Genomic DNA, 12,224 nt, shown 5'->3' on the forward strand with positions numbered 1-12,224 from the left:
CCCGCCTTTCGTTCGCGACTGCGGGACTCCGCTTCGCTGCGTTCCTCGCGCTCACTTGACTGCCTTTCCGTCCAGGACCGTCGGCTCGCCGCGCAGGAAGGTCGCCACGATGCGACCCGGCAGCGTCATGCGGGCGTACGGGGTGTTGCGACTGCGACTGGCCAGCTCCGCCGGCTCGATGAGGCGGCGGGCGGCCGGGTCGATCAGGGTCAGGTTGGCCGGTACGCCGGGCGCCGGGTCGACGCCGTGCCCGGCCAGTCCGGCGATGCGGGCCGGCGTGCGGGACATCCGCTCGGCGATCAGGTCCCAGCGGGGGCCGAACACGTCGAGCGCGATGGACAGGGCGGTCTCCAGGCCGAGCATGCCCGGCCGGGCGTACGCCCACTCGCACTCCTTGTCCTCCACGGCGTGCGGCGCGTGGTCGGTGGCGATGATGTCGATCACGCCGTCGGCCAGCGCCTCGCGCAGCGCGGCGATGTCGGCGGCGGTGCGCAGCGGCGGGTTGACCTTGAAGACCGGGTCGTAACTCTCTGCCTTCTCGTCGGTCAGCAGCAGGTGGTGCGGCGTCACCTCGGCGGTGACCCGTACCCCGCGCGCCTTGGCCTGGCGCAGCACCTCGACGCTGCCGGCGGTGGAGACGTGGCAGACGTGCAGGCGGCTGCCGACGTGCTCGGCCAGCAGCACGTCCCGGGCGATGATCGCCTCCTCGGCGACGGCCGGCCAGCCGGTCAGGCCGAGGCGGGTGGACACCTCGCCCTCGTGCATCTGCGCGCCCTCGGTGAGCCGGGGCTCCTCGGCGTGCTGGGCGATCACGCCGTCGAACGCCTTGACGTACTCCAGCGCCCGGCGCATCAGCCGCGGGTCCGACACGCAGTGCCCGTCGTCGGAGAAGATCCGCACCCCGGCGGCCGAGTCGGCCATCGCGCCCAGCTCGGCCAGGCGCTCACCGGCCAGCCCGACGGTGACCGCGCCGATCGGCTGCACGTCGACCAGGCCGGCTTCCCGGCCGAGCCGCCAGACCTGCTCGACCACGCCGGCAGTGTCGGCGACCGGCGAGGTGTTCGCCATCGCGCAGACCGCGGTGTAGCCGCCGAGCGCCGCGGCCCGGGAGCCGGACTCGACGGTCTCGGCGTCCTCCCGGCCGGGCTCGCGCAGGTGGGTGTGCAGGTCGACCAGGCCGGGCAGCGCGACCAGGCCGGTCGCGTCGATGACTGTGGCGTCGTCGGCGGTGAGTCCGCCGCCGACGGCGGCCACCACGCCGTCGCGGATGAGCAGGTCGGTCGGCTCGCCGCCGACGATGCTGACGCCTGTGATGAGGTACGCGGTCACCGGTTGTTCCCTCCGAGCAGCAGGTAGAGCACGGCCATCCGCACGGAGACCCCGTTGGCGACCTGTTCGACGATGGTGGAGCGGGGCGAGTCGGCCACCTCGGGCGTGATCTCCATCCCCCGGTTCATCGGCCCGGGGTGCATGACGATCGCGTGCTCGGGCAGCCGGCGCATGCGCGGCCCGTCGAGCCCGTAGCGGCGGGCGTACTCCCGGGCCGACGGGAAGTACGAGTCCCCCATCCGTTCCCGCTGCACCCGCAGCATCATCACCACGTCCACATTTGGGAGAACGGCGTCGAGGTCGTAACAGACGTCGGTGCCGGGGGCCAGGGCTGCGGCGATGTCGACCGGGATGAGCGTGGGCGGGCCGATCAGGGTGACCTTCGCGCCGAGCGTGGACAGCAGCAGCACGTTGGAGCGGGCCACCCGGGAGTGCAGCACGTCGCCGACGATCGCCACGTGCAGGCCGTCGAGGCGGCCCAGCCGGGACCGCATCGTGTACGCGTCGAGCAGCGCCTGGGTGGGGTGCTCGTGGGTGCCGTCCCCGGCGTTGACGACCGACCCGTCCACCCACTCGGCGAGCCGGTGCGGCGCGCCGGAGGCGGGGTGCCGGACGACCACCGCGTCCGCGCCCATCGCCTGGAGCGTCAGCGCGGTGTCCTTCAGGCTCTCCCCCTTGGCCACGCTGGAGCCCTTGGCGGAGAAGTTGATCACGTCGGCGCTGAGCCGCTTGGCGGCCGCCTCGAACGAGATCCGGGTCCGGGTGGAGTCCTCGTAGAAGAGGTTGACCACTGTGCGCCCGCGCAGCGCGGGCAGCTTCTTCACTTCGCGCCCGGCCACCGTCGCCATCTCCGCGGCGGTGTCCAGGACCAGGGTGGCGGTGGCGGCGTCCAGGTCGGCGCCGGAGAGCAGGTGCCGGATCATGAGGGGGAGCCTCCGTACAGCCGTACCTCGTCCGTGCCGTCGGTCTCGGCGAGGGTGACCTTCACGTTCTCGGCCAGCGCGGTGGGGATGTTCTTGCCGACGTAGTCGGCGCGGATCGGGAGCTGACGGTGACCGCGGTCGACCAGGACCGCGAGTTGCACCGAGGCCGGACGGCCGACGTCGCTGAGCGCGTCGAGGGCGGCTCGCACGGTGCGGCCGGAGAACAGCACGTCGTCGACGAGGATCACCCGCTTGCCGTCGATCCCGCCGGACGGCAGGTCGGTCGGGCCGACCGCGCGGGTGGCGTGCCGGCGCAGGTCGTCGCGGTAGAGCGTGATGTCGAGCACGCCGACCGGGACTGTGACGTCCTCGAAGGTGCTGATCCGGTCCGCGAGGCGGCGGGACAGCGGCACACCCCGGGTGGGGATGCCGAGCAGCACGGTGTCGGCGGCGCCCTGGGTCTTCTCCAGGATCTGGTGGGCGATGCGGTCGACCACCCGCGACACGTCGGCAGCGGCGAGGATCACCTTCACCGAGGGTTGTCGCGGCGGCGACGAATGGGCAGCCGGTGGGTAGGCCACGGCGGACCTCCTTCCCCGCCTCACGGGACGGGTCGTTAAAGGACGTCTGGTCGGCTCCGGCCGGCCCGCGCGGGGCCCGGACCGGGGCTTCACGCCACGTTACCAGCGGTCACCGGGTCGCCCGCCGCCGGTCCTGACCTGCTGGTCAGGCAGGAGAAATGGGGACAAGCCACACGCGGGTGCCGGACGTGGTGGACGGCAACACTTGACCACATGTCGCAATCCCCGTACCGTCACGCTCCGTAGCGATAGCTCGGGGAACCCGAACAGCACTGGGAGTGTCCGAATGCCCTCTGAATACGCCAAGTCGCTGGGCGCCCGCCTGCGCTCCATCCGCCAGCAGCAGGGCCTGTCCCTGCAGGGGGTGGAGGAGAAGTCGAACGGGCGGTGGAAGGCCGTGGTGGTCGGCTCGTACGAGCGCGGCGACCGCGCCGTCACCGTGTCCCGCCTGGCGGAGCTGGCCGACTTCTACCGCGTTCCCGTCTCGGAGCTGCTGCCCGACGGCAGCGGGGTGCGCCACGAGCCCACCAGCAAGATCGTGCTGGACCTGGAGCGGCTCTACGACGAGGCCTCCGAGGATCTGGCCTACGTCGCCCGCTACGCGCGCGCCATCCAGCAGCAGCGCGGCGACTACAACGGCCGGGTGCTCTCCATCCGCGCCGACGACCTGCGCGCCCTCGCGATCGTCTACGACGCCTCACCGTCGGGCCTGATCGAGCGGCTGACCGAGCACGGCGTGCTGGTCGCCGACCCGCGGGCGTTCTTCGCCTCCTGACATCCCGTACGAGAAGGGCCCGTGCCGTCCGGCACGGGCCCTTTCGTCGTCGCGGCGCGGAGCGCGGGGCTCAGCGGCTGGCGTACTCGGCGATCCGGCCGAGGATGCCGTTGAGGAAGCGAGGCGAGTCGTCCGTCGACATCTGCCGGGCCAGCTCCACCGCCTCGCTGATCGCCACCGCGTCGTCGATCTCGTCGACGTAGAGCAGCTCGTACACGGCGATCCGGGCCAGGTTGCGATCGACCACCGGCATCCGGTCCAGCGTCCACCCCTCGGCGTAGCTGGCGATCGTCTCGTCGATCCGGTCGAGGTGCGCCGCCACGCCCTCGACCAGCCCGACCGCGTAGCCGAGGTGGTCGGGGTGCGGCCGCTCGATCCGCTCCAGATAGCCGGCGAGCACCTCGACCGGTGGGCGGTCCCGCAGGTCGGCCTCGAAGAGCACGTCCAGCGCCCGCTTACGCGCCTTGCGACGCGCAGGCATCTGCTGCTTGGGACCCTCGGCCATCAGGCTCGGCCGAGGTAACGGCCGTCGCGGGTGTCGACCTTGATCTTCTCACCGGTGGTGATGAACAGCGGCACCTGCACGGTCGCGCCGGTCTCGACGGTGGCCGGCTTGTTGCCGCCGGTCGACCGGTCGCCCTGCAGGCCCGGCTCGGTGTAGGTGACCTCGAGCACGACCGAGGTCGGCAGCTCGATGTACAGCGGCACGCTCTCGTGGGTGGCGACTGTCGCCTCGGCCTCGGGGAGGAGGTAGTTGGCGGCCTCGCCGACGGTGGCGCCGGGGACGGTGATCTGGTCGAACGTCTCCAGATCCATGAAGACGTAGTCCTCGCCGTCGGCGTACAGGTACTGCATGGTGCGCTTGTCCACGGTCGCGGTCTCGACCTTGGTGCCCGCGTTGAAGGTCTTGTCGACCACCTTGCCGGACAGCACGTTCTTCAGCGTGGTGCGCACGAAGGCACCACCCTTACCGGGCTTGACGTGCTGGAACTCGACGACGGCCCACAGCTCGCCGTCCAGGTTGAGTACCAGGCCGTTCTTCAGGTCGTTGGTGGTGGCCATTTCCTGCCTTGATCATCAATTGGCGGACAGACCGTCCAAGTCTACTCGCCCTGTCGAATCGGACTCGCGCCCCGGAACGGACGGACCGGCTCAGGCCCCTGCGGCGAGCCGGGCGGCCAGGTGGTGCAGGGCCAGCCGGTAGCCGTCCACGCCCAGCCCGCAGATCACCCCGGTCGCCACCGCCGAGATCACCGAGTGACGCCGGAACTCCTCACGGGCGTGAATGTTGGAGATGTGCACCTCGACCAGCGGGCCGCGCAGCATGGCGCAGGCGTCCCGCACCGCGACCGAGTAGTGCGTCCAGGCCGCCGGGTTGAGCACCACAGCCGCTTCCTCGTCGGCCGCCGCGTGCAGCCAGGCCAGCATCTCGTGCTCGGCATCGGTCTGCCGGACCACCACGTCCAGACCGAGCTCCCGGCCGTGCCGCTCGCAGTCGGCCACCAACTGCGCGTAGCTGGTCACCCCGTACACGTCGACCTGGCGGGTGCCGAGCCGGCCCAGGTTCGGCCCGTTCAGCACGTACACCCTCATGAGCTGATCTCCGCGTACGCGGCGGCCAGCAGGTCGTCCGACGGCGCCTCCAGGATCGCCGGACGGGCGAGGCCGTCGAGCACCACGAAGCGCAGCCGGCTGCCCCGGGCCTTCTTGTCCACCCGCATCGCTGCCAGCAACTCCGGCCAGGCGTCGGCCCGGTAGCCGGTGGGCAGGTCGAGCGCGGTCAGCACGAGGCGGTGCCGCTCGGCGTCGGCCGCGTCGAGGCGGCCGGCGAGCCGGGCCAGCGTGGCCGCGTACACCAGGCCGACCGACACCGCGTGGCCGTGCCGCCAGCGGTAGCCCTCCACCTTCTCGATCGCGTGCGCGAGCGTGTGCCCGTAGTTGAGCACCTCGCGTACCCCGGACTCGCGCAGGTCACCGGCGACCACGTCGGCCTTCACGCGGACCGCGCGCTCGACCAGTTCCCGCAGCACCGGCCCGGCCGGGTCCAGCGCGGCGGCCGGGTCCCGCTCGACCAGGTCGAGGATGACCGGGTCGGCGATGAACCCGCACTTGACCACCTCGGCCATGCCGGCGGCCAGGTCGGCCGGGGGCAGGCTGTCCAGCGTCGCCAGGTCGGCCAGCACGCCGGCCGGCGGGTGGAACGCGCCGACCAGGTTCTTGCCGGCGGCCGTGTTGATGCCGGTCTTGCCGCCCACCGCCGCGTCGACCATGCCGAGCAGCGACGTCGCGACCGGCACCCAGCGCACCCCGCGCAGCCAGGTGGCAGCGACGAAACCGGCCAGGTCGGTGACCGCGCCGCCGCCCACCCCGATCACCGCGTCGGTACGCGTGAACCCGGCCGCGCCGAGCCGGTCCCAGCAGGCCGCCGCCACGTCGACGTGCTTGCCCGCCTCGGCGTCCGGCACCTCGATCAGCAGCGGCGTCACGCCGCCCTCGCGGACCGCGTCGGCGAGCCGGTCGGCGAGCGCCTTGAGTGGCGGCGCGTGCAGGAAGGCCACCCGCTCGGCGCCCGGCAGCAGCCGGGGCGGCGGGTCCAGCAGGTCACGTCCCACCAGCACGTCGTACGGCCGCTCGCCGCCGACCGGGATCCGGGTCACCTCGTCCATCGCGGGCAGCCTAGTGCAGGACGGCGCCCTCGCGGGGCGACTGTCCACTGGCTGGGTGTTTGCCCCGCCGCGCACGGGGTAGGGCCGCCGGAATGAGCGAGACGACGGCACACGCGACCCGACCGGAGTCCGCGACGAGCATCCGGCTGCCCGCCACGATCCTCGGCATCGGGCTGGGCGGCTTCGTCGACGGCATCGTCCTGCACCAGGTCCTCCAGTGGCACCACCTGCTCAGCAGCACCGGCAGCGACCGGATCGGCGTACGCGAGTACCCGGTGGACACCGTGTCCGGGTTGCAGATGAACACGCTCTGGGACGGCCTGTTCCACGTGGTCACCTGGGTGGCGGTGCTGACCGGCCTGGCCCTGCTCTACTCCCGGGTGACCAGCTCCCGGGGCCGGCTGTGGCGCTCGCCGATGCTGTGGGGCTGGGCGCTGATCGGCTGGGGCCTGTTCAACCTGGTCGAGGGCGTCATCGACCACCACCTGCTCGGCATCCACCACGTCCGCAGCGGCCCGAACCAGCTCTGGTGGGACCTCGGGTTCCTCGCGCTCGGCGTGGTGCTGATCGTTGTCGGCTGGGCGATCCAGCGCCGGGCCCGCGCGGTCGACCTCTGCGCGCCGGAGCGCCGGTGAGCCTGGCGCACGCCGGGCACGCCGACGGCGGATTCCCGGCGACCGCGCTGATCCCGGCGGCGCTGTTCTGGGCGTACCTGGCCGCCGCGCTGCGGCTACGTGACCCGGGCGGGCCGGGCTGGCCGCACGCCCGGACGGCGAGCTTCGGGCTGGGCGCGCTGCTGCTGGCGGCGGGGCTGCTGTGGCCGGCCGGCGACTTCGTCGGGCACATGTGGCAGCACCTGCTGATCGGCATGCTGGCGCCGCTCGCGCTGGTGCTCGGCGCGCCGGTCACGTTGCTGCTGCGCACGCTGGACCGGCCTACCGGCCGGGCCCTGGTCCACCTGCTGCGGCATCCCGTCGCGCGGGTGCTCGGCCACCCGGTGACCGGGCTGCTGCTCACCGCGGGCGGGCTCTGGCTGCTCTACCTCACCCCGCTGTACCGGGCCACCCTGGACAGCCCGGCCCTGCACACGCTGGTGAACGCGCACTTCCTGCTCAGCGGCTGCCTTTTCGCCTGGTCGATCGCCGGGCCGGACCCGGGCCCGCACCGCCCGCGCGTACCGGTGCGGCTGGTGGTGATCGGGTTCGGGGTGGCCGCGCACGCCACCATCGCCCAGCTGCTCTACGCCGGACTGTTCGTGGACGTGCCGGCCACCGCCGCCGAGCTGCGGGCCGGGGCCACGCTCATGTACTACCTCGGTGACCTGGCCGAGATCGCGCTGGCGCTGGCGCTGCTCGCCACCTGGCGGCCCGAGCCGGCCCGGCGCCGCCGCGCCGGACACCGGACGGCCGGGGCCGCTGCGGCCAGCGCCTGACCGGCCGGACCTGGCCGGCGCGCCTTCTCACCCGCCCATGGCGTTCCACCCACCGGCGTCATCCGCGCCGACTGGAACGCCATGGGTGCCAAAACGCCGAGGAGACACCCACGGCGTTCCACCGAGGAAGCCGGACACGGCGGGGCGGGAGGGTGTCAGGGCTTGAGCAGCGCGGCGATCTCCGCGGCCAGTTCCTCCGGCGTACGCCCGTCGGTGACCACAGTCGCGGTCGCCACCTCCGCGTAGAGCGGGCGACGCTGGTCCATCAGGTGCTTGAGCGTGGCGCGCGGGTTCAGCGCCAGCAGCGGCCGGCCGGCGCCCAGGCCGACCCGCTTGAGCGCGTCCGGCAGCTCCACCGACAGGTGCACCACCGTGTGGCCGATCAGCGCGGCCCGGTTCTCCTCGGCCAGGACCGCGCCGCCGCCGAGCGCGAGCACGCCCGCGTGCGACGCGAGCGCCGCCGCCACGGCGGCCCGTTCGAGGGTACGGAAATGCTCCTCCCCCTCGTCCACGAAGATCTCCGGGATGGGCTTGCCGGCGAGGTTCTCGATGTCGGCGTCGGTGTCCCGGAAGTCGACGCCCAGCGCCTCGGCGAGCGCCGTGCCGACAGTGGTCTTGCCGGAACCGGGCGCACCGACCAGCACGCAGACCGGCCGGGTGCTCACCTGATCACCAGGCTGTCGAGGTAACCGTTCAGGTTGCGGCGCATCTCGGCGACCGAGTCGCCGCCGAACTTCTCCACCGCCGCCTCGGCCAGCACCAGCGCGACCATCGCCTCGGCCACCACCGCCGCCGCCGGGACCGCGCACACGTCGGAGCGCTGGTTGATCGCGGTGGCCGGCTCGCCCGTGGTCACGTCGATGGTCGCGAGGGCCCGGTTCAGCGAGGAGATCGGCTTCATGGCCGCCTTCACCCGCAGCGGCTCACCAGTGGTGATGCCGCCCTCCAGGCCACCGGCCCGGTCGGTGATCCGCCGCACGCCGGTGGCGGTGGGCACGATCTCGTCGTGCGCCTCCGAGCCGCGCGAGCGGGCCTGCTGCCAGCCGTCGCCGATCTCCACGCCCTTGATCGCCTGGATCGACATCAGCGCGGTGGCCAGGCGGGCGTCGAGCTTGCGGTCCCACTGCACGTGGCTGCCCAGGCCCGGCGGCACCCCGTACGCGAGCACCTCGACCACGCCGCCGAGCGTGTCGGCGGCCTTCTTCGCGGCGTCGACCTCGGCGACCATCCGGGTGCTGGCCTCGGCGTCGAGGCAGCGCAGCGGGTCGGCGTCGATGCGGGCGGCGTCCTCCGGCGTGGGGCGCAGCCCCGGCTTGACCGCCACCGGGCCCAGCTCGACCACGTGCGAGACGATCTCGACGCCGAGCGCCTGACGCACCAGCGCCTTGGCGACGGTGCCCACCGCGACCCGGGCGGCGGTCTCCCGGGCGCTGGCGCGCTCCAGGATCGGCCGGGCGTCGGTGTGCCCGTACTTCTGCATGCCTGCCAGGTCGGCGTGACCCGGGCGGGGACGGGTCAGCGGCGCGTTGCGGGCCTGACTCGCCAGCTCGTCCGGGTCGACCGGGTCGGCGGCCATCACGGTGCGCCACTTGGGCCACTCGGAGTTCCCGACCCGGATCGCGACCGGGCTGCCGAGCGTCACGCCGTGCCGGAGCCCGCCGATGATCTCGATCTCGTCCTGCTCGAACGCCATCCGGGCGCCCCGGCCGTAGCCGAGCCGGCGCCGGGCCAACTCACCGGAGATCTCCCCGGTGGTCACCTCGATGCCGGCGGGTACGCCCTCCAGCATCGCGACGAGGGCGGGTCCGTGCGATTCACCTGCAGTCAGCCAGCGCAACACGACGGTCAGTCTGTCACGCCCGGTGGTCACCGGCGTACGCCGCCCGCCGCATCCCGCCCTGCGGACAGGCCGCCTCCGCGCTGATCTGCCGCCCAGCGGTGAAGGTGTTAACAGAGGGCCCTTCCTCTACCCGAGGCGTTAAGAAGGGGCCCTTCCTTACACCGCCAGCGCGGCGGCCATCGCGGCGCGTGGCGCGGGAACGCCGGTGAACTGCTCGAACTGGCCGAACGCCTGGGCCAGCAGCAGGTCCAGCCCGGAGACCACCCGGCACCCGGCAGCCAGTGCCGCCGCCGCCAGCGGCGTGGGCCACGGGTCGTAGACCACGTCGAAGAAGACCGACTCCGGCCGCCAGTCGAAGTTGTCCGCCAGGGGGTCGGCCACGCCCTTCGGCACGGTGGAGATCACCAGATCGGCGCGGGCGTGGGCGGGCGCGCCGTCCCACTCGGCCCCGGCAAGCGGCACCCCGGCCGCCGCCGCGACCGGGCGCAGCTCGTCGACCGCTTCCGGGCGGCGGGCCACCACAGTCACCTCGGCCGCCCCGATCCGGGCCGCCGCCGCGATCGCCGCCCGGGCGGTGCCACCCGCGCCGAGCACTGTGACCACGGCCCCGGCCACGCAGCCGGCACCGGTGAGCACCTCGACCATGCCGGTGACGTCGGTGTTGTCCGCGTACCAGGTGCCGTCGGGGCGGCGTACCAGCGTGTTGGCGGCGCCGACGGCGGCGGCGACCGGCGAGACCTCGTCGGCCAGCGCGAGCGCCGCCTCCTTGCCCGGCATGGTCACCGACAGGCCGGCCCACTCCGGGCCGAGGCCCGCGACCAGGCCGGGCAGCTCGTCAGCGCCGGCTTCGATGCGGGTGTACGACCAGCCGGTCAGCCCGGCCGCCGCGTACCCGGCGGTGTGGATCACCGGGGAGAGCGAGTGGGCGATCGGCTTGCCGACCACCGCGGCGCGGCGGGGATCGGCCATCAGATGATCCCGGCCTCCCTGGCCTTCTGCTCATTGCGCTGGTGCTGGGCGTAGGTGTCGGCGAACGCGGAGCGGCCGTCCTTGCTGATCGCCACGAAGTACAGCCACTTGCCCGGCGGCGGGGCCAGCGCGCCCTCGAGCGCCTCCTTGCCAGGGTTGTTGATCGGTGACGGGACCAGCCCACGCAGCTTGCGGTTGTACGGGTTCTTCGGGTTGTCCAGCTCGGCGGCGGTCATGTCCTTGGATGCCTTGGTCTTCTGCCCGGTCAGCTCCAGGTAGTAGTTGACGGTGACGTCCATCTCCAGGCAGTTGCAGTCGAACTCGCCGTAGACCCGGTTGTAGGCCACCCGGGCGACCTTGCCCAGGTCGGCCTTGTTGCCGGCCTCGGCCTGCGCGAGCGAGGCGACGATCAGCGCCTCGTACGGGGTGATCCCGCCGCGTTCCTTCTGCACCTTCTCGGCGTACTGCATGTTCGAGGTGACGGTGAGGAAGTTGTTCACCATCAGCTTGAGCACCGTCTCGGCGGTGGCCTTCGGCGGGATCTCGTAGGTGTCCGGGAACAGGAAACCCTCGATCGACGGTGTGACCTTCTTGCCGTCGGAGCGCTTGAACCACCAGTCCGGCACGCCGAGCGCGATCGGGTCCTTCGCCGCCGCCTCGAAGTCCTTGACCGGGATGTCGGTCTTCTCGGAGAGCCGCTTGTAGACCGTCTTCGCGGTGAGCCCTTCGGGAATGGTGAGCCCGTTCACGATCCGGTTCTTGAGGTCCAGCATCGCCGCGACCGCCGCGTCGCCGCTCATCTGCTTGCGCAGCTTGTACGTGCCGGGCTGGATGTTCTTGCTGCGCGAGTTCTCCTCGGCGGCCTCGATGAACGCCTTGGTGCTCTTCACCACGTCGGCGGCGACCAGCGCGTCGGCCATGTCGGCGAGCAGCGCGCCCTGCTTGATCTCGACGGTCACCTCGCCGGTGCCGGAGCCCTCGTAGTCGGGCGTGACGAAGTAGCTCTGGACCCGGTCGAATCCGTAGAACGCGCCGCCGCCGATGCCGCCCAGCAGGACCAGCGCGAGCGCGAGGGCGAGCAGGGTCTTGCCCCGGCCGCCGCCGGACTTGCCCTGCCGCCGGCGTACCGCGCCGCGCCGGTGCCGGCCCTTCTCCCCCCTGTCCTGCTCGTCGAAGCCCAGATCAAGGTCGTCGATCATTGCGTCCGCCTCCGCTGTGCGTCCAGCCAGCTCTGCAGAATCTCCACCGCGGCGGCCTGGTCGACCACCGCCCGTTGGCGCTTTCCCCGGACGCCCCGTTCGGCCAGCCTACGACTCGCGACGACGGTAGACATCCTCTCGTCCGTCAGCGTCACCGGAATCGGCCTCATTACATCAGCCAAACGGTTGGCATAGGCTGATACGTTCACCGCTGCGGGGCCGTGCTTTCCGGCGAGGTTGACAGGCAGCCCGACGACGATCCCCACCGCCTCGTGCTCGGCGGCGAGCCGGACCAGCTCGGCCATGTCGGCGGGGACCGCGTCCGGTTCGGCGGTCAGGTCACGGGCCAGCGTGACCAGGGGCGTGGCGAGGATGCCGTGCGGATCGCAGCGGGCCACCCCCACCCGGACCTGGCCCACGTCGACGCCCAGCCGGACGCCACGGGACAGCTCGGCCACTATCGGGCACCTCCCCGCCGGTACGGGCCAGGGCGGACCGGGTGGTCCGCCC

Annotated in this window: 15 protein-coding genes; 3 read left to right on the forward strand and 12 right to left on the reverse strand. The window is 72.6% G+C overall.

What is annotated here, in order from left to right; all coding sequences use genetic code 11:
* Window positions 1-51: 51 nt before the first annotated feature.
* From ACSDG8_RS05730 to pyrR, 3 genes are read right to left on the reverse strand one after another with little or no spacing between them, the layout of a single operon-like run.
* Window positions 52-1,329, reverse strand: coding sequence for a dihydroorotase (locus ACSDG8_RS05730; protein ID WP_210897628.1), 1,278 nt, complete (start codon window positions 1,327-1,329; stop codon window positions 52-54).
* On the reverse strand, window positions 1,326-2,252 hold the full coding sequence (locus tag ACSDG8_RS05735; protein ID WP_210897630.1) for an aspartate carbamoyltransferase catalytic subunit: 927 nt from the start codon (window positions 2,250-2,252) through the stop codon (window positions 1,326-1,328). The genes ACSDG8_RS05730 and ACSDG8_RS05735 overlap by 4 nt, the downstream gene beginning before the upstream one ends.
* Window positions 2,249-2,833 (reverse strand): bifunctional pyr operon transcriptional regulator/uracil phosphoribosyltransferase PyrR, encoded by a 585-nt coding sequence (gene pyrR / locus ACSDG8_RS05740; RefSeq protein WP_210897632.1) that lies wholly within the window; start codon window positions 2,831-2,833, stop codon window positions 2,249-2,251. Before pyrR ends, ACSDG8_RS05735 begins: the two co-directional genes overlap by 4 nt.
* A 286-nt stretch (window positions 2,834-3,119) precedes the next feature.
* Between pyrR and bldD the strand changes: the two genes are divergently transcribed.
* Window positions 3,120-3,608 carry a transcriptional regulator BldD gene (bldD, locus tag ACSDG8_RS05745; RefSeq protein WP_013285505.1) on the forward strand — a complete coding sequence of 163 codons (489 nt, stop codon included), beginning with the start codon at window positions 3,120-3,122 and terminating at the stop codon, window positions 3,606-3,608.
* 70 nt (window positions 3,609-3,678) lie between these two features.
* On the opposite strand, the gene nusB is transcribed toward bldD, so the two are convergent.
* The 4 genes from nusB to aroB form a co-directional block, all read right to left on the reverse strand.
* On the reverse strand, window positions 3,679-4,089 hold the full coding sequence (gene nusB / locus ACSDG8_RS05750) for a transcription antitermination factor NusB (protein WP_210897634.1): 411 nt from the start codon (window positions 4,087-4,089) through the stop codon (window positions 3,679-3,681).
* A gap of 23 nt (window positions 4,090-4,112) precedes the next feature.
* The gene (gene efp, locus ACSDG8_RS05755) at window positions 4,113-4,670 is read right to left on the reverse strand and encodes an elongation factor P (RefSeq protein WP_073827682.1); all 558 of its coding nucleotides are present in this window, start codon (window positions 4,668-4,670) and stop codon (window positions 4,113-4,115) included.
* A gap of 90 nt (window positions 4,671-4,760) precedes the next feature.
* Window positions 4,761-5,201, reverse strand: coding sequence for a type II 3-dehydroquinate dehydratase (aroQ, locus tag ACSDG8_RS05760; RefSeq protein ID WP_030502505.1), 441 nt, complete (start codon window positions 5,199-5,201; stop codon window positions 4,761-4,763).
* Entirely contained in the window at window positions 5,198-6,274 is a 1,077-nt protein-coding gene (gene aroB, locus ACSDG8_RS05765) for a 3-dehydroquinate synthase (protein WP_210943142.1), read from the reverse strand. Before aroB ends, aroQ begins: the two co-directional genes overlap by 4 nt.
* A gap of 92 nt (window positions 6,275-6,366) precedes the next feature.
* Between aroB and ACSDG8_RS05770 the strand changes: the two genes are divergently transcribed.
* Both ACSDG8_RS05770 and ACSDG8_RS05775 read left to right on the forward strand, forming a co-directional pair.
* Window positions 6,367-6,909, forward strand: a complete 543-nt coding sequence (locus ACSDG8_RS05770) for a DUF2243 domain-containing protein (protein ID WP_210943141.1) — start codon at window positions 6,367-6,369, stop codon at window positions 6,907-6,909.
* The gene (locus tag ACSDG8_RS05775) at window positions 6,906-7,706 is read left to right on the forward strand and encodes a cytochrome c oxidase assembly protein (RefSeq protein ID WP_210897642.1); all 801 of its coding nucleotides are present in this window, start codon (window positions 6,906-6,908) and stop codon (window positions 7,704-7,706) included. The genes ACSDG8_RS05770 and ACSDG8_RS05775 overlap by 4 nt, the downstream gene beginning before the upstream one ends.
* Window positions 7,707-7,861: 155 nt before the next feature.
* Here the strand turns inward: ACSDG8_RS05775 and ACSDG8_RS05780 are convergent, their stop codons facing one another.
* The 5 genes from ACSDG8_RS05780 to ruvX form a co-directional block, all read right to left on the reverse strand.
* Entirely contained in the window at window positions 7,862-8,371 is a 510-nt protein-coding gene (locus tag ACSDG8_RS05780; RefSeq protein WP_210897645.1) for a shikimate kinase, read from the reverse strand.
* Window positions 8,368-9,546: a chorismate synthase gene (aroC, locus tag ACSDG8_RS05785; RefSeq protein WP_210897647.1), complete on the reverse strand. Its 1,179-nt coding sequence runs from the start codon at window positions 9,544-9,546 to the stop codon at window positions 8,368-8,370. Before aroC ends, ACSDG8_RS05780 begins: the two co-directional genes overlap by 4 nt.
* A gap of 156 nt (window positions 9,547-9,702) precedes the next feature.
* A complete protein-coding gene (locus tag ACSDG8_RS05790) occupies window positions 9,703-10,515 on the reverse strand; it encodes a shikimate dehydrogenase (RefSeq protein ID WP_210897649.1) in 813 nt (270 codons plus the stop codon).
* Window positions 10,515-11,714 (reverse strand): endolytic transglycosylase MltG, encoded by a 1,200-nt coding sequence (gene mltG, locus ACSDG8_RS05795; protein ID WP_210943140.1) that lies wholly within the window; start codon window positions 11,712-11,714, stop codon window positions 10,515-10,517. Before mltG ends, ACSDG8_RS05790 begins: the two co-directional genes overlap by 1 nt.
* Entirely contained in the window at window positions 11,711-12,172 is a 462-nt protein-coding gene (gene ruvX, locus ACSDG8_RS05800; RefSeq protein ID WP_030502511.1) for a Holliday junction resolvase RuvX, read from the reverse strand. The genes mltG and ruvX overlap by 4 nt, the downstream gene beginning before the upstream one ends.
* Between the last annotated feature and the right edge of the window lie 52 nt (window positions 12,173-12,224).

The sequence above is a fragment of the Micromonospora sp. LA-10 genome (assembly GCF_051853095.1).
In the GTDB taxonomy this organism is placed as follows: Bacteria; Actinomycetota; Actinomycetes; order Mycobacteriales; family Micromonosporaceae; genus Micromonospora; species Micromonospora echinospora_A.